We start from the raw sequence: 20,527 nt of genomic DNA on the forward strand, positions 1-20,527 counted from the left end.
TCATCGCCTTCATTGTGGGTCTTTCCGCCAGATTTCCTCGTTGCCCGCGCCCGTGGTCACGGTTTCGGCCTCGCGCTCGTCGTCGTCGATCGGCGGCGGCGGGGTCAGCACCGGCGGATCGATGGCCGCCCGAGGCGCGGCCGGCCGGAACTGCTGGACGCGGAACTGGCTGGACGGGGTGGAGATCGCGCACCCGATCCCCAGGAGGCAGCCGTTGATCCGGATCTGCCCCTGGCTGGTGTCGCCCTCCAGCCGTGCGATCCGGCTTGAGAACGCCCCGGCCGCGCCGATCGCCAGCACGCCGTCGCCCGAGTCGAACGCCCCGAACAGGTCCGCCACCTGGGCCTGGCCGATGGTCAGGAGCGGCGCAGTGGCCTCGACGCCTGCGCCGGTGAGATACAGGCCGCCCTCGAAGCCGAAGACGCCGGTGTTCTGCTGCACGATCCGCTGTTTGGCAGCCATCGTGAGGTTGCCCGCCACCAGGAACAGCTTGCCGATCTCGTCACCTTGCGCGGCGACGCCCAGCGGCAGCCCGCGGCCGATGTCGATCTGGGCTGGCGGAAGGTCGCCAATGAGATCGAGGAACCGCTGCGAGCCCAGCAGGATGTCATCGCCGGCTCGCAACTCGACCCGGTTGAAGGCCCGAACCGCGGTGAACCCCGCCAGGGCGTCGCCGCTGGCCGACCCCAGCCCGCCGCTCACCAGGATACGCCGCGGAAGCCAGATGCTGTCGGCCGCGCCGTCGCCGATCGTCAACAGCCCGCCCGACGCCGTCGGCCGCAGAAGGCCGCGGATCAGGATGTCCTGCGTGGTCTTGGCGAACAGGCGAAGGTCGGGGATGCGCGTGGGATCGATGTCCAGGTCGTCGATCACCAGGTTGTTGGTGACCGGGAACGCCCCGTCGATGCCGCCGAAGATCGACATCGAGGTGTTCACCCGGAAGCGCCCGATCTCGGCATTGCTGATGCCGCGCGCCTGACCTGAGCCGCCCACGGTGGCCTGGCCCGGCGTGAGGATCCGCAGGGTGGCGCTGTCGGCGGTCACGTTGCCGGTCAGCGTCAGGTCCTCGAACGTCAGCCGTGTGAGCCCGCCGGTGGTGACCGAACCCAGCGTCATGTTGGTGCTTGAGGCCATCAGCACCTCGGTCGAGCCGTTGGCGGCGCCCAGCGTGAAGGCGCCCGCCGTCGAGGCCCTCACCGAGGTCGCGGTCAGCGATGTCGCGTTCAGCGTGTCGCCGACGAGGCTGATGATGTTGCCCGAGGTGACCGTCCCCAGCCGCAGCGTCGGCAGCGTCGACGGCTCGTTGACCGATCCGTTGAACTGCAGCTGGTTGCTGAACACGTTGAAGTTGGTGCGCGTCTGAATCCGCGGCACATCGATGACGCCGCTGACGTCGAGGTTCAGGCCGCCGAGGTTCACGCCCGTGTCGCCCGCGGTGATGCCCTGCGCGCCGACGGTGACGTTGTTGGCCACGATCAGGCCGGCCTGTCCGGCCCGGATGCGGTCGACCGTCAGGTTGCCCGCGCCCTGGGCGCCGGGAAGCACGACGTTGACGTTGCCGGTGGCGTTGATGACACCCAGCCGGACGTTTCCGGTCAGGGCGCCGACGACCGGCGACGACAGCTCGTTTACCTGGCCGTTGACGATGTTGCGGCCGGTGGTGATCGTCACCTGCCCATAGTTGTTGAACGACGACTGGCCCACGAGCAGCCCCGGGGCATCGATCAGCAGGCTGCCCAGTTGCGACCGGCTGATCGCCGACAGGTAGACGTTGGCCCCAGTCGTCGTCCCTTCGATGGTCAGCGGCGTGGGGGCCGTCGAACCGCCCGCGACGCCGGGAACGATGAAGTCGAAGAACGACAGGTCGTCGTTCGCGATGGTGACGAAGTTGATGCGAAAGCTGTCGACGCCGCCGTAGGCCACCGTGCCATAGTCGCCCGCATTCACCGTCGATCCTGCGGCGGTCTTGACCACGGGGGCGATGAAAGCCAGGTGGCCGCGGGCGACGAACGTCGCGCCCGAGGCGACGGTGACCGGTCCGCCGTTGCCCGACCCGGTGAAATCGAGGCTGAAGGACTGGTTGAGGAACTGCGTCGAATTGACAGCCGCCGTTGTAGCCAGCAGCGCGCCGCCGTCGAAGCGGGCGTTCGGGCCGAAGAAGACTCCCTGGGGCGAATAGAACCAGACGTTGCCGCCGGCGCGGCGGGGCTGATCCAGCGGGAAGCCCACGCTCTGGGACGACAGGATCTGGCCGTCGATGTTTATCGGGCCGCTGTTGACACGGTTCAGGACGATCGTCCGGTTGAACTGGAACGCGTACGAGACGGTTTCGCCGGGCGCGAGATTGAAGCTGTTCCAGTCGATGATCGTGCGCGCCGCGTTCACGTCGATCGTCATCAGCGTCGGTGACGCGGTGGTGATAACCGGCAGCGAGTCGCCGGGGGTGACCTGGGCGCTCCCGAAGGTGGGCAGGGCCTGCGCGCCGCCGGCGGTGGCGAGCGCCAGCATGGCCGCGCCCGCGGCGAGCGACTTACGAAGCGTGCCGAGAGATGTTCCGCTCATGACGCGTCCTCAGAAGAAGCGGGCGGTGAAGTTGACGAGCAGTCGGCCCGGCGGCTTGCTGCGGTCGAAGGCGCGCTTGTCCAGCGGGCGCGCATAGCTGACGTCCAGGACCCAGCGCTCTCGCACCGGCATCTGGAAGCCCACGCCGACGGATTTGACGGTCTGGTTGAAGCCGCCCCGGTCCTGGTCGCTGGTGTGGGCGATGTCGAAGAAGCCGTAGGGGCTGAACGTCCACCTGGGCGAAGGCTGGAACGGCCCGGCGCGCAGCTCGAAGCTGGCCGCGATCGCCTTGTCGCCCGAGATGTAGCCCGGATCGTACCCGCGCCCCACGGTGAGCGAGCCCACCGAGAACTCCTCATACGACGTGAGCGCCTGGTTGGCGTACTGGCCGCTCACCTCGACGTAGGCCTGCAGTTTGGGCGTGATCACCGCCTGGGCCGAGCCTTCCGCCAGCAGCGTCCAGGCGTTGGTCTTGGCCCCCGCCCGCGACAGCAGCCGGTCACCCTCGTCCGTCGCCCCGAAGCCCTCGATGCCGCGGCGAACGCCGACGTTGCCGCGCAGCACGATGGGCCGGTAGCCGATGTAGGCCGTCTGGTCGGCGTCCAGGCGGGCGTAGAACACCCGCAGGTCGTCGTTGATCAGCTTGCCGCCGCCCGACAGGCGCGTGTCCTGGTCGATGTACTCGAAGCCCGCCGCCGCCCAGACGTTCTCACGCCGCTTGCGGACCAGCGGATAGGCCGCCTCCACATTGCCGACGACGCTGACGCTCTTCAGGCCCAGGCCGGTCAACGCCCCACCGGGACGGCTTTCGCCGTAGGCCAGCCCGCCGCGCACCACCCAGCCGTCGCCGCCCAGCCGCGCCTCGGACAGCGCCTGGGCCACCCACTGTTCGTTGTGGAAGATGGTGCGGTAGCCGACCAGCGTCAGGCGTTCACCATAGCGGGTCCGCGCATTCAGGTCATAGCGCCCGAGAGCGCCCCAGCGGCCCGTCGCCTTGCCCTGCAGGTTCTGGACGTTGACGATCAGTTCTTCCTCGTCGCGCTCGACGTTGAGGTCGAGGTCGACGGCGCCGCGGCCGCCCGAGCTCGAGGGCCGCACCGAGGCGCGCACCTTCAGGCCGGGCACGTCCGAGGCCAGCAGGATGTAGCGCTGCACCCGCTCGATATCGAACGGCTTCATGCCCCGCAGCTTGGCGGCGTACTTCTCCAGCGCCGGCGCGGCCGGCCCGGCGTCGCCGCGCAGGCTGACATTGACGATCCGGGCCTCGATGACCTCCAGGGTCACCGCCCCGCCGTCGATGGTCTGGGCCGGGATCTCCACCCGCGCCAGCAGGCCGCGCGCGAACAGCGCGTCAGCGACTGCGTCGCGGATCCTGCAGAGGTCCGAGGCGTCCCCGCCCGGCTTGTTGAGAAACGCCGCGTACGCCGGGCGAAGCGCGTCGGCGGACACCGACTCCAGCCCGTTCAACGTGACCGAGGTCACGCTCAGCGCGGCCGGGTTCTCGGCCAGCGGACATGGCCCCTCACCGGGGTTTGAAAACAGGTCGGCCTGCGGCGCCGAGAGGCGCTCACTTCTGGCGGCCGGATTAAGCTCCTGCCGGCTCGGCGCAACGGCCTGAGCGTGCAGAAGTGTTGGCGCAACGGCGACAGCAAGCGTCGCCGCAGCGCCCAAACGCGCTACGGTAGCCCCCATACCCCAATCCTTTGGGGCGCCCCGTGCCGACGCCTTCGGCCCGCGAACGGACCATGCTGTCGAGGCTCGCCGCGCAAGCGGCTCCCCCCGACGTTCTAGAGTTCACACTGTTGCGCGAGCTTCGCAATGGTGAATCGTCGGTATCTTTACGGAACGGGTGGCCCGCCCAAGGGTTGGACAGCCGACCCCCATCCCGCTTCGCGAGGCCCCTGATGTACGTCCTTCCCGATCTTCCCTATTCCGAGGACGCGCTCGCGCCTTTCGTCTCGGCCGACACGCTGCGCACGCATCACGGGAAGCACCACAAGACGTACGTCGACAAGACCAACGAGCTCGCGGCCAAGGCCGGCCTCGCCGACCGGCCCCTAGAGGATGTCGTTCGCCAGGCCAGCCGGACGGGCGACAAGACCTTGTTCAACAACGCCGCCCAGGCCTGGAACCACGCCTTCTTCTGGCGCTCCATGCGCGCGCCGGGCGGGCCCCAGCCGAACGGCGAACTCACGCGCGCCATCGCCGAATCCTTCGACGGTCTGGAGGGGCTGAAGGAGGCCTTCGTCAAGGAAGGGGTCGGCCACTTCGCCTCAGGGTGGGTCTGGATCGTCATGACCTCGGACGGCCTGCAGGTGATCTCCACCCACGACGCCGACGACACCCTGGTCCGCGAGGGCCTGTTCCCGCTGCTGGTCTGCGACCTGTGGGAGCACGCCTATTACCTGGACTACAAGAACGACCGGAAGGCGTTCCTCGAGCGCTGGTTCGACAATGTCGCCAACTGGGATTTCGCGGCCGCCCAACTGTCCGCGTCCACCGGCGAAGGCGAGGGCTTCCGCTATCCGGCGAGCGAGTAGACGCGCCCGAGGCTGGCGAGGGAGAGCGCCCTCCCCTCCCTTGATGGGGAGGGACAGGCCGCGAGAGCGGCCAGGGTGAGGGAGTGTGGGCCGGGACTCAGGCGTCGGTGAGGATCAACACCTCCACCCTGATCGCTTCGCGATCTGTCCCTCCCCGTCAAGGGAGGGCCTGCGCCTACCCGCCCCGGTAGAACACCCTGTCCGTCCACTTCTGCGAGAAGCGGCCGTTCTTGTGGCAGGCCCGCTCGCGCGCGCTGCAGCGCACGCCGTCGGCCGGGCTCCAGACATCGTCGTGGCGCCAATCGTCCCGGTCGCGATCCTTGTCCTTGTCCTTCGAGCTGGCGACGATCGCTCCCAACACGATGGCGCCCAGGACCAGGCCGGCGACGGCGGCCCCGTTGTTCTTGCCGTCCTTGTGGTGCACGTCGTCGACCCGCAGGTCGTAGGTCCGCCCGGTGCGATAGTCGTATGTGCAGTTAAACCCGAACCGCGACTCGCCGCCGTTGCGGTCCTCGAACTCCCCGCGACCACTCACCACCGCCTCGTTGCGTCCCGCGTCGCGGCTGTTGGAGTCGGTAATCCGCACCCCACGGGCCTGGGGGTATCGGTCCTGCACTTCGTACCGGATCGCCGTCCCGCAAGCGCGGGCCGGATCGCGATCCTGCGCCGTCACGACGCTCGGCGCGAAGGTGGGCGCGAGGATCGCGCCCATGGCCAGGAAACTCGCAACGCGCATCGCACACCTCTGATCGCCAGATGAAACGCCCCCCAGTGTGCGCGCCCCGGGGGCGTGGCTGCAACGGCCGATTGTCCGGACGTGAGCCGCGCCAGGGTCGGCGACGAGCCTCCGCTGCGGCTTGACCGCCGCGGCGCCGGGCGTGCAAGGCGCGCACATGATCCTGACCCTCGCCTGCGACGACCGCCCCGGCATCGTGGCCCGCGTCTCGACCCTGTTGTTCGAGCGCGGCGCCAACATCCTCGACGCCCAGCAGTACGACGACGACCAGACGGGTCGCTTCTTCATGCGCGTGGTGTTCGATCCGGGCGCGACCGGAGCCGACGAATGGCGCGCGCATCTGCGGCCGGTGGCGGACGACTACGCCATGACCTGGACCCTGCGCGGCCGCAAGGAACGCCGCCGCGTCATGATATTGGCCTCGCAGCAGGACCACTGCCTGGCCGACCTGATCTGGCGCTGGCGCCAGGACGAGCTGCCCATGGACCTGACCGCCGTGGTCTCCAACCATCCGGCGTCCACCTACCCGCACACCGACCTGCAGGGCGTGGCCTTCCACCACCTGCCAGTGACCGCCGAGACCAAACCGGCCCAGGAGGCCCAGCTCCTGAAGCTGATCCGGGACACCGGAACCGAGCTGGTGGTCCTCGCCCGCTACATGCAGGTGCTGTCCGAGGATCTGGCGGGCCAGCTGGAGGGCCGCTGCATCAACATCCACCACTCGTTCCTGCCAGGCTTCAAGGGCGCGCGCCCCTACCACCAGGCTCACAGCCGCGGCGTGAAGGTGATCGGCGCCACGGCCCACTTCGTCACCGCAGACCTCGACGAGGGCCCGATCATCGAGCAGGACGTCGAACGCATCAGCCACCGCGACACGCCCGCCGCCCTGATCCGCAAGGGCCGCGACATCGAACGGCGCGTCCTGGCCCGGGCCGTGCGCTGGTTCCTGGAAGACCGCGTCCTGCTGAACGGCCGCAAGACCGTGGTATTCACCGACTAGATGACTCGCCTCGCCCTGGTGATGATCGCGCGTGACGAAGCGCACGCCATTGCGCGCGCGCTCGCCAGCGCCCGCCCCCACGTCGATCGCATGATCGTGCTCGACACCGGGTCCGTGGACGACACCGCCGCCATCGCCGCCAGGGAAGGCGCCGAGGTGCGCGACTTCACCTGGATCGACGACTTCTCGGCGGCCCGTAACGCCGCGCTCGCTCAATCCGACGCCGCCTGGAACCTGGTGCTGGACGCCGACGAGTGGGTCGCGGGCGGCGCCGAGACGCTGAAGGATCTGCCCGCCGCCGGCAGCCTGGGCCTCGTGCGCCTGGACAATCAGACGGACACACCCGGACGGGAAGCGGCCAGCGCCTGGCTGCCCCGCCTCCTGCCCCGCGGCGTCCGCTACCAGGGCCGCGTCCACGAACAGCCGGTCGGCGCCTCGCGCAGCGTCCGCACCAGCCTGGTCCTGGGCCACGACGGCTATACCGCGGCCAATCTCGAACGGAAGGCCGGGCGCAACGAGGCGCTGCTGATGGCCGAACTCCAGGCTGCGCCGCAGGACGCCTACCTCTGGTACCAGCTGGCCCGTGAGCATCAGGTCCGCGGCCGTCCGCCACAGGCGGCGCTGTGTTTCGCCGAAGCCCTGCGGCTGGCGCCCCTCGACACGCCTTGGCGCCACGGCCTGGTCGTCCGCGCGATCACCGCCTTCAAGACCGCGGGGCAGCTGGACCAGGCCCTCGAACTCGCCGGCGCCGAGATCCCCCGCTGGCCGAACTCCCCGGACTTCTACTTCGCCCTGGGCGACCTCTACCTCGAGTGCGCAAACCAGGCGCCGGAACAGGCGGCGACGGAGTTCCTGCCCATCGTGGAGTCGGCCTGGCAGCGCTGCCTCGAGATCGGCGAACAGCCCGTGCTCGACGGCGCCGTTCCCGGCCGTGGCAGTCACATGGCCGCGCACAACCTCGCCATCTTCTACGAAACCCTGGGCCAGCCCGAACGCGCCGCCCGGCACTACGCCCTGGCCGAGACCCTGAAGGCCGCACGCCCGACCTAGACGAACTTCGGCTTGCGCTTCTCGCGGTGGGAGGCGAGCCCTTCGGCCGCTTCGGGCCCGGTGAAGCCCAGGAACTCCATCGCCAGCGACGCGTCGAACGTCGGCCCGGCGGTGCGCAGCCAGTGGTTCAGCGTGTGCTTGGTCCAGGCGATGGCGCGCGTCGCGCCGTTGGCCAGCTTGGTCGCCACCTCCAGCGCCTTGGCGTCCAGCTCCTCATCGGAGACGCACAGCGAGACCAGCCCGATCCGCTCGGCTTCCTGCCCGTTCAGCGGGTCGCAGGTCAGCAGGTAGTACTTGGCCTTCGCCATGCCGCAGAGCAGCGGCCAGATGATCGCCGCGTGGTCGCCCGCCGCCACGCCCAGCCGGGTGTGGCCGTCGATAATCCGCACGTCGGGGGTCACGATGGACACGTCGGCCAGCAGCCCGCAGACCAGCCCCGCGCCCACCGCCACGCCGCGCATCGAACTGACCACCGGCGTCTGGCAGTCGATGATGTTCATGACGATATCGCGGGCCTCGCGCATCACCCGCACGCGCACTTCGAAGTCGTCGACGATCTGCTCGATCATCCCGAAGTCGCCGCCGGCCGAGAACGCCGTGCCCTCGCCCGTCAGGATCGCGCAGCGGGTGTCCGGGTCAGCGTCCACGTCGCGCCACACCTCGGCCAGTTCGCGGTGCATGACCGCGTCGGCGGCGTTCAGCTTGCCCGGATTGCTCATCACGATCCGCAGCACGCCGGGCGCCGGCCGCTCGAACTTCAGCCGCTGGTAGCGGGCATAGCGGTCGGCCATCTGGCCCTCCCCAAAACTGCCGTCCTCAGAAGATCGTGTAGCCGCCGTCGATGACGAAGCTGTCGCCCGTATGGAACCGCGACGCGTCAGAGGCGAGATAGACCGCGATGCCGGCAAAGTCCTCGCCCTCGCCCCAGCGGCGCATGGGCACCCGGCCGATGGCCTTCTCGTTGAACTTGTCGTTCGACTGCAGCCCCGAGGTCATGTCGGTGGCGATCCAGCCAGGCAGGATCGAATTGGCCCGGATGCCGTAGCGGGCGTACTCGACCGCCAGGCCCCGGATCATCGACAGCACCCCGCCCTTGGTGGACGCATAGGCCTGGTTTCGCGGCGCGCCATGGATCGCCGAGGTCGACGACGTCACCACCAGCGAGCCGCCGGGATCACCCCGGCCCGCACGCTCGATCATGTGCTTGGCCGCCTCGCGGAACGTCCAGAAGACGGCGTCCAGGTTCACCGTCGTGACGCGGCGCCACTTGTCGGTCGTCATCTCATGGAACGGCGCGCCGCCGCCGATCCCGGCGTTGGCGGCCACGAAATCCAGGCGGCCGAACTTGGCCAGCACCTCGGCGACGGCGGCCACCACGGCGGCCTCGTCGTTCACGTCCACCGTCTGGACCAGGACCTCGCCGCCGTAGCCCTTCAGCGTGGCCTCGGCCTTGGCGTTCTTGGCCGGGTTCTGGCCCCAGATCGCCACGTTGGCGCCGGCCGCGGCCAGGCCCTCGGCCATGCCCAGGCCGATCCCGCCGTTGCCGCCGGTGATCAGCGCGACCTTGCCCGTCAGGTCGAAGGGATTGAACGCCATCTCGAATAGTCCTCCCGCATTTGGGTTGGACTTCTCACGGGCGCCCCCCCGTCGGTCAAGGCTTCGTCGGTGAAGGCTTCCCGCTGCGGCGCGCTTCGTGCCACCCTCCCTCCCCGGGGGGCGAAATGCGACGACAGACGGTACTGGTGCTTTACTTGGCCAATTCGGCGCTGGACTCCCCCGTGGTCGGCTGGAGCCGCTACGACGGGACCGGCGGGACTCGTCACATGGCGGGCGACGACGACGAGCCGCCGTACCGCACCGGCCTCGACGCCCTGAAGGACGGCTGGCGCCTCTTCCAGGCCTCGCAACTGCTGCCGCACCAGCGCGGCGCGGAGTTCGACGTCAGCTATCTCAAGTACGAATTCTGGTTCGAACAGCTCTCGGAGGTGGAGGCGTGAACGACCTGCCCCTGCTCGGCGCACACGACATGGCGCGGTTCGCCGCCCGCGGCTTCCTGCGGATGGACGCCGTGGTTCCGCCCGACATCAACGCCCAGTTCCTGCGCGAGATGGGCGACATCGCACCGCCCGAGCCCGGCCGCAAGCTGCGCCGCACCTACGGCGAGATGCTGGCCAACGCCGGCGTCCCCGAGGTGGGCGCGGGCGTTCCGTTGGCCCGGACCTATCCGGCAGGATCGGCCATGGCGCGATTGTTGGCGCTCCCGGTCGTCGCGGGCGCCATCCGCAGCCTCGTGGGCGACGATCCGGTCTTCGACCACCACTTCCTGCACGTGACCTTCCCGCCCGCCTATCACGCGGCCGGCGGCGGGGAGAATGTCAGCCAGCATACCCACCAGGACTCGACCATCGACCCCCGGCAGGCCTTCGACCTGCAGATCATGTACTACCCGCACGACGTCACGCGCGACATGGGCGGCACGCGGTTCATCCCCGGCACCCACCTGCGCAAGGTCAGCGAGGCCGCGCTCGGCCGCTACCAGAACGTCCGCGGCCAGCAGCACATGGTGTGCGAGGCGGGCACGCTGCTCTTCCTGCACTCGGGAATCTGGCATGGCGGCGGCGTGAACCTGTCGGACCGCACGCGGACCATGTTCAAGGTGCGGATCAACCCGGGCTCCTCCCAGGTGGCCAAGTTCGACCTTTCCACCCTGGAGCGGCCGACGGGCCAGCGGCCGATCTTCTACCTCAAGGGGCCGCAGCCGCTCAGCGTCGAGCAGATCCTGATGACACCCGAGCCCTGGTTCGAGGACGACACCGGCCGGTTGGAGTTCGTCAACCGCGTGAAGTTCTGGCGCTACCTCACCGGCGACGCCGGCTACGACGCCGACTACTGGCTCACCCGCCTGGAGAATCTGGCCACCGCTTAGGCTAGGCGGTCGGCGCCAGGATCAGGCCCCGGCGGGCGCGCGCGAGATCGTCGTTGGCGCTGGGCATGGCCGCGGGCCGCTCGCCGTTGAGCCGGCGCCAGACATGGCCGAACAGCGCCCGGACCTCCTGGGCCGCCGCCCCTTGCGGGTCGCTCTCCAGCACCGAACGGCCCTGGGCGAAGGCGGTCTGATAGACCATCCGCGCCCGCATCGCCGTGGGCGCCACCGGCAGGTGCGCGAACCGCAGGGCCTCGAAGGCCTTCAGCACCGAGGGCGGCTCGACGCCGGCCCGCGACGGCGCGCACTGGTTCAGGACGATCAGCCCTTCGCGGCCCAGCCGCTGGACCACCGCCACCGACAGCACCGCGGCCGCCAGGTCCAGGTAGGTCGGCCGCGCCACCGCCAGGCACAGGTCGGCCACCTTCACCGCCTCGGCCACGTCGGCCTCGGGGGCGGCAGGGGTGTCGATCACCAGGAGGTCCACGCCGGCCCGGCGGCTGGCCTCGGTAAGGGCGAAAAGCTTCGAAGCGCTGGTCTCCACCAGCAGGTTCGCCGCCTCGTCGCGGCCGCGCAGCACCTCATGGGCGCTGCGCATGGGATCGGCGTCGGCCAACACGGCCCGGACGCCCAGCGCGCGCGCCGCCAGGGTCAGATTGACCGCGACGGTGGTCTTCCCCGCCCCGCCTTTGCGGGACATGACGGCGAGCGTTTTCACGACCAACCCTCGAGCGACTGCGAGCGCGTCGGCCACGCCCCTCTCTCTTGAGCTCATCTAATGCACAAGTTATCCACAGGCGGAAGCCCAGACCCCGCGATGCGACGAAGGGTCTATTCCCAAGCAAAGACGGGGATATAGGTCGTTCGTCCCCAGCGCGGCTGTGGATAGGCCGCTGTCCTTACTGGGTCCGCATCGGCTGGTTGCGCTGGGCCGCTTCGGTGTCGGCCTTGGCGTCGACCGCACGCTGGTCCCAGTCAGCCTGGCTCATGCAGACCCGCTGCGGCATGCGGCTGCCGAGCACCGGCTCCTTCTTGCAGACCATGTCCTTCTTGTCCGGCTTGGCGGCCTTGGTGGGCGTGGCCGGGGCGGCGGCCTCGCCGGCGGCGGGCGCGGCGGCCATCAGGGCGATGGCGAAGACAGCGGCGATCATCGGAAGGGGCTCCAGAGAGGCAACAGGCGATGACTCATCTGATATCAGCGGCCCGTCGTCGCGCAACGGCTCCGCGACCAACGGTTCAGAACAAGGCCGGCTTCTGGCTCTGGGCCTTCTCCACCTTGTCGCGGTCTTCGATGCCGCGCTCGGTCCACTCGCCCTGAGTCAGGCAGATGCGGACGGGCATGCGCGTTCCGACCAGCGCCTCCTTGCGACAGACCAGGTCGTCCTTGCGGATCCTGTCGGGCGCCTTGGGGGCCGTCGTCGTGCGCAGGGCCGGCGCCTCAACGTCCTCGGCGGCGGGCTGGCCGGCCAGGTGGGCGACCACGATCAACATTGCCAGCATCGGCAGGGTCTCCCGGCGGGCCGGGGCCCGTCACTCTGCGTCAGGTGATATCAGGCGGCCCCCTTCAGGCAACCTCGATCTCGCGCACGTTCTCGATTCCCGCGCCCTTCAGCGCCACGATCAGCTCGGCGACGGCGCCGGCCAGCGCGTCGGGATCGCGCGAACGCACCACCAGGTTCGATCCGAAACCGTCCGGGCTGAAGAACGGATAGCTGCCCAGGCTCATGTCGGGGTGCGCCTTGGCGACCGCTTCCAGCGGGGCTGCGATCACGCCCTCGCCCGAACCCTCGACGCGGACCGTGCGCGACACGGTCGGCCGCCCGCCGCGCATCCTGGGCCCCACATCCTCCAGCATGCCGCGCATGATCGACGGCACGCCCGCCAGGGTGAAGACGTTGCCGATGGTGAAGCCGGGCGGCCCCTGCACCGGGTTCTTCACCAGCGCGCCGCCCACCGGCACGCGGGCCATCCGCCGCCGCGCCGCGTTCAGCTCGGCCCCCCAGCGCTTCGTCATCATCTCGATGATCTCGGGATGCTCTTCCAGCTCGACCTCGAACGCGGCAGCCACCGCATCGGCGGTGATGTCGTCGTGCGTCGGCCCGATCCCACCTGTGGTGATCACGTAGTCGTAGCGCGTGCGCAGCGCGTTCAGCGCATCGACGATCTCGACCAGCTCATCCGGCACCGTCCGCGTCTCGGCGAGGTCCACGCCGATCACCGCCAGATAGCGCGCGATGTCGCGCGTGTTGGTGTCCTGAGTCCGTCCGGAGAGGATCTCATCCCCGATAACCAGTACGGCGCAGGTGACGCGGTCGGGTGCGGTGTCAGTCATGTCTCCCAGTTGGCGCGACCGCTCCGGGCGGTCAAGGACCGACGGCGGATGGCGCTCCAAAGGTTCCCGTCCGCGCCACGCGCCGTTAAGGGCTCCCGCATGCAGTTCCCCTCCCCCCTCGTCCGCGGAACCCTGGTCAGCCGCTACAAGCGCTTCTTCGCCGACGTGGTGCTGGAGGACGGGACGCCGATCACCGCCCACTGCCCCAATCCCGGGGCGATGCTGGGACTGAACACGCCGGGCCTCCCCGCCTGGGTGTCGAGGTCGGACGACCCCAAGCGCAAGCTGGCCCATACCCTGGAGCTGGTGGAGGCGGACGGCGGACTGGTCGGCATCAACACCATGCACCCCAACCGTATCGTCGCCGAGGCCCTGGCCGAGGGCGGCGTGCCCGAGGTGGCCGGCTACGCCACCCATCGCCGCGAAGTGAAGTATGGCGCGAACTCCCGCGTCGACTTCCTGCTGGAACACCCCGAGCGGCCGCCCTGCTGGCTGGAGGTCAAGAATGTCCATCTGCGCCGAGCCGGCAGCCTGGCCGAATTCCCCGACTGCGTGGCCGCCCGCTCGCTGAAGCACCTGCACGAGCTCACCGCCATGGTCGAAGCCGGGGAGCGGGCGGTGATGCTGTTCGTCATCCAGCGCACCGACTGCGACGCCTTCCAGGCCTGCGCCGACCTGGACCCCGCCTACGCCCGTGGCCTCACCGAGGCGGCCGCCCGCGGCGTCGAGGTGCTGGCCTACCGCTGCGCCATCGCCCCATCCGGCGTCACCCTCGCCGACCGCATACCCTGGCTGGGCGCCAACCTGGCGCCCTGACCCACGCGCGCGATAGCCGGACCCTAGGGAAACGGCGTTAGCTGAGTCGATGACCGCCGCCGCGCCTGCGCCACACCCCCTGCTCACCGCGCCCGTGGCGCCCACCCTGGCCCGCCTGGCGGCGCCGAACCTCATCGGCATGGTGGCGTCGACCGCGGTCTCCATCGCCGAGACGGCCTACATCGGCGCATTGGGCCCCGAGCCGCTGGCGGCGGCGGCGCTGGTGTTTCCGATGTTCATGCTGATGGGAATGATGAGCGGCGGCGCGATGGGCGGCGGCGTCTCGTCGGCCGTCAGCCGCGCCATCGGCGCCGGCGACATCGCCCGGGCCGAGGTTCTGGCGCGGCATGGCGCCCTGATCGCCCTGGGGTTCGGGCTCATCTTCACGCTGACCCTGACCTTGTTCGGAGGCGCGCTGTTCCACCTCCTGGGCGGACGCGGCGAGACCCTGCGGCTGGCGGTGACCTACGCCGGCGTCGTGTTCTCGGTCGCCGTGGCGATCTGGCTGCTCAACGTCATGGCCTCGGTCCTGCGCGCCACCGGCGACATGGCGCGGCCTTCGGTGGTGATGGTGGGCGGCGCGGCGCTCCAGGTGGTGATCGGTGGCTCGCTCTGTTTCGGCTGGGGGCCCGCGCCGGCCCTGGGCCTGATGGGCGTGGCGCTGGGCCAGGCCACTACGGCCTTGCTGTCGACCACGGCCTTTCTGGTCATCCTCAGGTCACCGCGGGCCAAGATCCGGCTCCGGTTCCTCGGCCCCCTGCGCCGCGACGCCTTCGCCGACATCCTGAGAGTGGGTGCGCCCGCGCTGCTGTCGCCGCTGCAGACCGTGGGCGCGGTCCTGATCCTGACCGCCATCGCCGCCCGGTTCGGCACCGAGACCCTGGCCGGCTACGGCATCGGATCGCGGATGGAGTTTCTGCTGGTGCCCATCGCCTTCTCGGTCGGCGTCGCGGCCCTGCCCATGGTCGGCATCGCCATCGGCGCCAACCAGGTCGCCCGCGCGCGCCGTGTGGCCTGGACCGCAGGCGTCATGGGCGGCGCGGGCCTCGGGCTGATCGGCATCGTCCTGGCGATCGCGCCGGGCCTGTGGGTCAGCATCTTCACGCGCGATCCCGGCGTCGCCGCCGCCGCGTCCCTCTATCTCCGGTTCGCGGGACCGGCTTTCGTGTTCTTCGGTCTCAACCTCGCGCTCTACTTCGCCGCCCAGGGGGCCGGGCGCATCGGCGGACCGCTGCTGGCCGGGACCCTGCGGCTGGTGGTGATCGCCGTCGGCGGCTGGGCGCTGCTGGCCAACGACGCGCCGGACTGGACCCTCTTCGCGCTGGTGGCGGCCGGCATGGTCACGGCCGGCACAGCCTCGGTCGCCTTCGTCGCCATGACCCCATGGGGGCCGCGCCCGACCACCCGGTCCGCCTAGATCGACCGCGCCTTCAGCGGCGGCGCCCTGTCGCGCCCGTGACCAAGCGGTTGATTTTCCGTGCTAGGATCGCGACATAGGCGCTCCTGGAGCCTCCCATGACAGACACCCTCGACGGCGAATACCGCACCGGCCAGATCAAGCTGCACGGACCCGAGGGGTTCGAGGGCATGCGTAAGGCCGGCCGGCTGGCCGCCGAATGCCTCGACATGCTGGAGCCCTACGTCGTTCCCGGCGTGGTCACCGAGAAGCTGGACGATCTGGCGCGCGAGTTCATCCTGGACCACGGTGCCCTGCCCGCCTGCCTGGGCTACCGCGGCTACACCAAGACCGTCTGCATCAGCCCCAACCACGTCGTCTGCCACGGCATCCCCGGCGAGCGGACGCTCCGCGAGGGCGACATCGCCAACATTGACGTCACCGTCATCGTCGACGGCTGGCACGGCGACACCAGCCGCATGTACGGCGTCGGCGCCGTCGCGCCCCGGGCCAAGCGCCTGGTCGACGTGACCTACGAAGCGCTCGAGCGCGGCCTGGCCCAGGTGAAGCCCGGCGCCCGCACCGGCGACATTGGCGCGGCCATCCAACAATACGTCGAGAGCATGCGCTGCTCGGTGGTGCGCGACTTCTGCGGCCACGGCCTGGGCCGCGTGTTCCACGACGCCCCCAACATCCTGCATTTCGGTCAGAAGGGCACGGGCGAGGTCCTGAAGGCCGGCATGTTCTTCACGATCGAGCCGATGGTGAACCTGGGCAAGCATCCGGTGAAGCTGCTGGCCGACGGCTGGACGGCGGTCACCCGCGACAAGTCGCTGTCGGCCCAGTGCGAGCACTCGGTCGGCGTCACCGAGGACGGCGTCGAGATCTTCACCGCCTCCCCCACCGGCCAGTTCCGCCCCGCCATCCAGGCGGCCTGATCCAACAAACGCGTGTCATCCCGGTTTTGGCCGCAGGCCGAAGACCGGGACCTATGACCGGGCGCAGCGACGCAGCTGCCCTGCTGAGCTGGAACGCGTGTCCCGGTCTTCGCTGCGCGAAACCGGGATGACAAGCGGTAGGTAGAGGCGCGAGACTGCCCGCATGAAACTCGCGCTCAGCCTGGCCGCCGCCATCTTCGCCACCGCGCCCACGGCGCTCGCGCCCGGCATGAGCTCGTCGCTCGTCGGCATCGGCTTCATCTGCGGGGCCGAGGACGCCGCCGCCTCGACGGTGGGGGCCGCTACCGGCGTGATGCTGCCCGGCATGGGCAACGGGACCTACGCGGTCGACACCGCCAACTCGGACGCCGCGGCCTGGTTCAACCACGCGCTGCGCCTTTACCACGCCTTCGCCCACGACGAGGCCAAGGCCGCGTTCGCCCGCGCCGCGGCGCTCGACCCCAACTGCAGCCTCTGCGCCTCGGGCGTGGCCCTGTCCCTGGGCCCGACGCTGAACACCGGCATCACCCCCGCCGAGACGGTGATCGCGCGTGACGCCGCCAGGCGCGCGCTGGCCCTGGCCAAGCCCGACGACGTACGCGCCAGGGGCCTCGCGACGGCGCTCCTGGCCCGCTACGCCGAGACCCCGCCGCCGTCGGGCGGGCGCGAGAAGGCGTTCGGCCGCGACCTGGACGAACTCTACAAGGCCAACCCCAGCGACGTCCTGGTCGCCAACCTCGCGGCGCATGCCCTGATCATCCCGGCCCGCCAGGACGACCTGTCGGGCGTCGCCCGCTCGGTAGAAATCCTCGAGGCGGTGCTGAAGGCCAACCCCGACGACGCGGCCGCCATCCACTACTACATCCACGCCACCGAGTTCGCGCAGCGCGCGCCCCTGGCGCTGTCCTATGCCGAACGTCTGGCCGACCTGGCCCCCGGCTCGGGCCACCTGGTCCACATGGGCACCCACACCATGATGCGGGTCGGCCACTACGAGGACGTCGCGCTCTCCAACGCCCGGGCCCTGAAGGTCGACGTCGAGAGCCAGTCGACCCTGCCCACCTCGGGCTCGCTGGCCCAACGCTACTACCTGCACAACTACCTGTTCGGTCTCTCGGGCGCGCTGATGGCGGGCGACGAGGCGCTGGCGCTGCGCTACGCCGACCACGCCGAGAAGGGTTTCAAGGCCGCCGGCCTGCCCCGCAACCGCGTCATGTCGCGCGCCCGCAGCCTCGTGGCGCTGGGCCGCTATGCCCCCGACCGCGCGCTGGCCGTGCCGCAGGGCCCGGACGACGGCCGGTTCCTGCGCATCTATCGCCACTACGCGCGGGGCGAGGCCTTCGCCATGAAGGGCGACGCCGCCGGCGTCCGGCGCGAGGCCGAGGCGATCCGGGGCGTCATCGCCCAGGGCGCCCAGACCGGCGACTTGGGCGGCGAGTCCGAGATGGCCGCCGTCGCCGAGGGCGTCCTGCGCGGTCGCGCCGCGATGGTGGCCGGAAAGCCCGAGGAAGCCGTGCGCCACTTCGCCCAGGCCGCCGCGGCCCAGGAGAAGGCCTATCCGGTGCCCAAGAACTTCGACCCGCCGCCCTGGTGGTATCCGGTCCGCCGCAGCCTGGCCGCCGCCCATCTGAAGGCCGGCCGCAACGCCGAGGCTATCCGGGAAGCCAAGGTCAGCCTGGTCGAGTGGCCACAGGACGGCCTGGCGCTCCGCATCCTGGAGAAGGCCGACAAGGCCCAGGCCGCCCAATGGCGCGCCCAGGCCCGCAAGGCCTACGTCGGCGACGTGGCGAAGATCCCGCTCGAACTCACCTGAGCAACACCCGCCGCCTTGCGGCGCCGGGCGCGGCGCCTACCTCTCGACCATGATCCTGCGCAGATGAACCGGCCGCATCCGCACGGCCGACGAGGCGAAGTACCGCGACTACATCGCGGCCACGGGCGGCGTCGAATACGAGCGCACGCCCGGCAACCTGGGCTGGCAGATGGTGTTCCGCGACCTGGGCGACGGGACCAGCGAAGCCTCGACCCTGTCCTGGTGGACCGACCTCAACGTCATCCGCGGGTTCGCCGGGGAGGCCTACGAGCGCGCCGTCTACTACCCGGAGGACGACCGCTTCCTGCTGGACCGCCCGCCGGGCGTCGACCACTTCCGCGTCGTGGACGGCTCGGGGCCCCTGAAGGCCTGACGCCCTACCGCTCGGACAGCAGCTCTTCCAGCAGCGCCGTACGCTCCCGCGTCAGATAGGCCGATAGCGCGGCCGGCATGGTCGCCGGATAGGCCGCCTTCGCGAAGGCGAGCCACGCGTCGCGATAGCGGATCCATACCCGCTCGGTGTCGCGGACGCCCTTGAGGGTGACCGTCCCGAACTCGGGCTCCCCCGCCGCCATCAGCTTGCGGTAGGCGGCGTTCAACTTCGCATCCTCGGCCTGGTTCTGAGCCGCCGTCGCCGCGGGCAGCCGCCCGGCCGCGAGCTGCCCCAGCAGCGTCTGGAACGCCGCCCACCGGGCTGCCTCCTCTTCCAAAGCGAACGCGCCGCGGCCGGTGCCCGACAGGTCGATCTCGTTGCCCGCGCGGGCCTCGGCGTAGGCCTGCGCAGCCGTCTCGAGCGCCGCGAACGCCTGCTTCTGCGGCGGCGTGTAGCGGGCGGTGATCCGCGCCAGGTCGGCCTTGCGCTTCACCTCGGCGAACCGCTGCTCGTGCGCGGCGCAGACACCCATGGCGTAGCCGCTGGTGATGTCCTGGCAGTAGTGGAACGGGGTCTTGCCCGGTTTGCTCTTCAGCGCGGTCAGGCTGGCCACCCGGCCATCGTGCTCGGCCGGCGCCGCCTGCAGCCCGCACGACAGGTGGATCGCGAGGTCGATGTCGCGCGGCACGCCCGAGCCGTTGGCGTAGATCACCATCAGCAGCTCTTCGCCGTCGAAGTGGCTGTCCGCCTCGCCGCCGCCCGCCGCCGAGTTGAGGATGGCGCATTGCCGCGCCTTCACCGGATCGGCCTTCATGCCGATGCCATAGTAGAGCGCCTCGGCGTCACACCCCTTCAGGCCCGGCGCCGCGCGTCGGGCGTCGGCGACGTCGGCCGACGGAACGGCCCGGCCCTTCACGCGCCGACAGATCAGCTGGCTCTCGCTGGGTCTGGCGCCCGCCTCCACCTGGTCGCCCCAGTCCTCGGCCGGCGCCGCCGCCGTCAGCGAGACTGCCGCCAGCGCCAGCATGGCCCGTCGAAGCCGCGTCATCATCACCCTCCGTCGCATCCGCCGAAGCGTAACGCGCCGTAAGTTACACATCCCTCACTTGCCCCTTCGGGCCGCGTTGGGGCAGCCTGCGACTGGGACGGGGTGGAAGTCGGATTAGCATGCTGTCGATCAAGGGCCTGACGCACGTCTACCCGAACGGGACGCGCGCGCTGGATGGCGTCGATCTCGAGATCGGCAAGGGAATGTTCGGCCTGCTGGGCCCCAACGGCGCCGGCAAGTCGACCCTGATGCGCCTCATCGCGACGCTGCAGGCGCCGACCGCGGGATCGATCCGCTTCGGCGACATCGACGTGGTGGCCGAGCCCGAGAAGCTGCGCCGGACGCTGGGCTACCTGCCGCAGGATTTCGGGGTCTATCCCCGCGTCTCGGCCCTGGACCTGCTGGACCACATGGCCGTCCTCAAGGGCATCGCCGGCAAGGGCGAGCGCAAGGACACCGTCGAGACCCTCCTCGCGCAGGTGAACCTTTGGGATGTGCGCAAGAAGGCCGTCGCCGGCTATTCCGGCGGCATGCGCCAGCGCTTCGGCATCGCCCAGGCGCTCATCGGCCAGCCCAGCCTGATCATCGTCGACGAGCCCACCGCCGGCCTCGACCCCGAGGAGCGCAACCGCTTCCTCAACCTGCTGGCCGAGATCGGCGAAAACGTGGTCGTCATCCTGTCGACCCACATCGTCGACGACGTGGCCGAGCTCTGCCCTCGCATGGCCGTGCTGGCCGCCGGCCGCATCCTGAAGGAAGGCGCGCCCGCCGACCTGATCTCCGAGCTTTCCGGCAGGGTGTGGACCAAGACCGTCGACCGCGGCGATCTGGCCGCCGAGGGGGCCAGGAACCGGATCATCTCCAACCGGCTCTCGGCCGGCCGCACCGTCATCCATGTGGTCGCCGATAGCGCGCCCGACTCCGACTTCCGCGCCGCCACCCCAAATCTCGAGCACGTCTACCTGACGACGCTCGACGCCTCCCGCCGCGCGGCTTAGGC

Annotated in this window: 21 protein-coding genes; 11 read left to right on the forward strand and 10 right to left on the reverse strand. The window is 70.2% G+C overall.

Features of this window, described 5'->3' with window-relative positions; translation table 11 throughout:
* Window positions 1–9: 9 nt before the first annotated feature.
* Both ACQ66R_RS04715 and ACQ66R_RS04720 read right to left on the reverse strand, forming a co-directional pair.
* Window positions 10–2,562 (reverse strand): filamentous hemagglutinin N-terminal domain-containing protein, encoded by a 2,553-nt coding sequence (locus ACQ66R_RS04715; protein ID WP_430419683.1) that lies wholly within the window; start codon window positions 2,560–2,562, stop codon window positions 10–12.
* Between the two features lie 9 nt (window positions 2,563–2,571).
* Window positions 2,572–4,254, reverse strand: a complete 1,683-nt coding sequence (locus ACQ66R_RS04720) for a ShlB/FhaC/HecB family hemolysin secretion/activation protein (RefSeq protein ID WP_430419685.1) — start codon at window positions 4,252–4,254, stop codon at window positions 2,572–2,574.
* Window positions 4,255–4,466: 212 nt separating this feature from the next.
* On the opposite strand from ACQ66R_RS04720, the gene ACQ66R_RS04725 reads away from it, so the two are divergent.
* Window positions 4,467–5,102, forward strand: coding sequence for a superoxide dismutase (locus ACQ66R_RS04725; RefSeq protein ID WP_430419687.1), 636 nt, complete (start codon window positions 4,467–4,469; stop codon window positions 5,100–5,102).
* Window positions 5,103–5,277: 175 nt separating this feature from the next.
* On the opposite strand, the gene ACQ66R_RS04730 is transcribed toward ACQ66R_RS04725, so the two are convergent.
* The gene (locus ACQ66R_RS04730; protein ID WP_430419689.1) at window positions 5,278–5,838 is read right to left on the reverse strand and encodes a hypothetical protein; all 561 of its coding nucleotides are present in this window, start codon (window positions 5,836–5,838) and stop codon (window positions 5,278–5,280) included.
* 157 nt (window positions 5,839–5,995) lie between these two features.
* On the opposite strand from ACQ66R_RS04730, the gene purU reads away from it, so the two are divergent.
* Window positions 5,996–6,838 (forward strand): formyltetrahydrofolate deformylase, encoded by an 843-nt coding sequence (gene purU / locus ACQ66R_RS04735; RefSeq protein ID WP_430419691.1) that lies wholly within the window; start codon window positions 5,996–5,998, stop codon window positions 6,836–6,838.
* Window positions 6,839–7,888, forward strand: coding sequence for a glycosyltransferase (locus ACQ66R_RS04740; RefSeq protein WP_430419693.1), 1,050 nt, complete (start codon window positions 6,839–6,841; stop codon window positions 7,886–7,888).
* Here ACQ66R_RS04740 and ACQ66R_RS04745 read toward each other — a convergent pair.
* Together ACQ66R_RS04745 and ACQ66R_RS04750 are read right to left on the reverse strand one after the other, a co-directional pair.
* Complete coding sequence (locus ACQ66R_RS04745) at window positions 7,885–8,679, reverse strand: enoyl-CoA hydratase/isomerase family protein (protein ID WP_430419694.1); 795 nt, start codon at window positions 8,677–8,679, stop codon at window positions 7,885–7,887. The two genes, ACQ66R_RS04740 and ACQ66R_RS04745, sit on opposite strands and share 4 nt — an antisense overlap.
* 25 nt (window positions 8,680–8,704) lie before the next feature.
* Window positions 8,705–9,484 carry an SDR family NAD(P)-dependent oxidoreductase gene (locus tag ACQ66R_RS04750; protein ID WP_430419696.1) on the reverse strand — a complete coding sequence of 260 codons (780 nt, stop codon included), beginning with the start codon at window positions 9,482–9,484 and terminating at the stop codon, window positions 8,705–8,707.
* 125 nt (window positions 9,485–9,609) lie between these two features.
* Here ACQ66R_RS04750 and ACQ66R_RS04755 point away from each other — a divergent pair, with 125 nt between their 5' ends.
* Both ACQ66R_RS04755 and ACQ66R_RS04760 read left to right on the forward strand, forming a co-directional pair.
* Window positions 9,610–9,885, forward strand: a complete 276-nt coding sequence (locus tag ACQ66R_RS04755) for a hypothetical protein (protein WP_430419698.1) — start codon at window positions 9,610–9,612, stop codon at window positions 9,883–9,885.
* On the forward strand, window positions 9,882–10,814 hold the full coding sequence (locus ACQ66R_RS04760; protein ID WP_430419700.1) for a phytanoyl-CoA dioxygenase family protein: 933 nt from the start codon (window positions 9,882–9,884) through the stop codon (window positions 10,812–10,814). The genes ACQ66R_RS04755 and ACQ66R_RS04760 overlap by 4 nt, the downstream gene beginning before the upstream one ends.
* 1 nt (window position 10,815) lies before the next feature.
* Here the strand turns inward: ACQ66R_RS04760 and ACQ66R_RS04765 are convergent, their stop codons facing one another.
* The 4 genes from ACQ66R_RS04765 to ACQ66R_RS04780 form a co-directional block, all read right to left on the reverse strand.
* Window positions 10,816–11,586 carry an AAA family ATPase gene (locus tag ACQ66R_RS04765; RefSeq protein WP_430419702.1) on the reverse strand — a complete coding sequence of 257 codons (771 nt, stop codon included), beginning with the start codon at window positions 11,584–11,586 and terminating at the stop codon, window positions 10,816–10,818.
* A 124-nt stretch (window positions 11,587–11,710) separates the two neighbouring features.
* Window positions 11,711–11,962 carry a hypothetical protein gene (locus ACQ66R_RS04770; protein WP_430419704.1) on the reverse strand — a complete coding sequence of 84 codons (252 nt, stop codon included), beginning with the start codon at window positions 11,960–11,962 and terminating at the stop codon, window positions 11,711–11,713.
* An 85-nt stretch (window positions 11,963–12,047) separates the two neighbouring features.
* Complete coding sequence (locus ACQ66R_RS04775; protein ID WP_430419706.1) at window positions 12,048–12,311, reverse strand: hypothetical protein; 264 nt, start codon at window positions 12,309–12,311, stop codon at window positions 12,048–12,050.
* Window positions 12,312–12,375: 64 nt separating this feature from the next.
* Window positions 12,376–13,143 carry a competence/damage-inducible protein A gene (locus ACQ66R_RS04780; protein WP_430419708.1) on the reverse strand — a complete coding sequence of 256 codons (768 nt, stop codon included), beginning with the start codon at window positions 13,141–13,143 and terminating at the stop codon, window positions 12,376–12,378.
* A 99-nt stretch (window positions 13,144–13,242) separates the two neighbouring features.
* Between ACQ66R_RS04780 and sfsA the strand changes: the two genes are divergently transcribed.
* From sfsA to ACQ66R_RS04805, 5 genes are all read left to right on the forward strand, one after another.
* Window positions 13,243–13,959, forward strand: coding sequence for a DNA/RNA nuclease SfsA (sfsA, locus tag ACQ66R_RS04785; protein ID WP_430419710.1), 717 nt, complete (start codon window positions 13,243–13,245; stop codon window positions 13,957–13,959).
* A gap of 49 nt (window positions 13,960–14,008) precedes the next feature.
* The gene (locus ACQ66R_RS04790; RefSeq protein ID WP_430419712.1) at window positions 14,009–15,376 is read left to right on the forward strand and encodes an MATE family efflux transporter; all 1,368 of its coding nucleotides are present in this window, start codon (window positions 14,009–14,011) and stop codon (window positions 15,374–15,376) included.
* A 98-nt stretch (window positions 15,377–15,474) separates the two neighbouring features.
* Window positions 15,475–16,293: a type I methionyl aminopeptidase gene (map, locus tag ACQ66R_RS04795; protein ID WP_430419714.1), complete on the forward strand. Its 819-nt coding sequence runs from the start codon at window positions 15,475–15,477 to the stop codon at window positions 16,291–16,293.
* A gap of 163 nt (window positions 16,294–16,456) precedes the next feature.
* Complete coding sequence (locus ACQ66R_RS04800; RefSeq protein ID WP_430419716.1) at window positions 16,457–18,106, forward strand: hypothetical protein; 1,650 nt, start codon at window positions 16,457–16,459, stop codon at window positions 18,104–18,106.
* A gap of 169 nt (window positions 18,107–18,275) precedes the next feature.
* Window positions 18,276–18,479: a hypothetical protein gene (locus ACQ66R_RS04805; protein ID WP_430419718.1), complete on the forward strand. Its 204-nt coding sequence runs from the start codon at window positions 18,276–18,278 to the stop codon at window positions 18,477–18,479.
* Between the two features lie 4 nt (window positions 18,480–18,483).
* On the opposite strand, the gene ACQ66R_RS04810 is transcribed toward ACQ66R_RS04805, so the two are convergent.
* Window positions 18,484–19,527 (reverse strand): lysozyme inhibitor LprI family protein, encoded by a 1,044-nt coding sequence (locus ACQ66R_RS04810; RefSeq protein ID WP_430419720.1) that lies wholly within the window; start codon window positions 19,525–19,527, stop codon window positions 18,484–18,486.
* A gap of 119 nt (window positions 19,528–19,646) precedes the next feature.
* On the opposite strand from ACQ66R_RS04810, the gene ACQ66R_RS04815 reads away from it, so the two are divergent.
* A complete protein-coding gene (locus ACQ66R_RS04815) occupies window positions 19,647–20,525 on the forward strand; it encodes an ABC transporter ATP-binding protein (RefSeq protein ID WP_430419722.1) in 879 nt (292 codons plus the stop codon).
* Window positions 20,526–20,527 lie beyond the last annotated feature (2 nt).

Source organism: Phenylobacterium sp., from assembly GCF_965284355.1.
Lineage (GTDB): Bacteria > Pseudomonadota > Alphaproteobacteria > Caulobacterales > Caulobacteraceae > Phenylobacterium.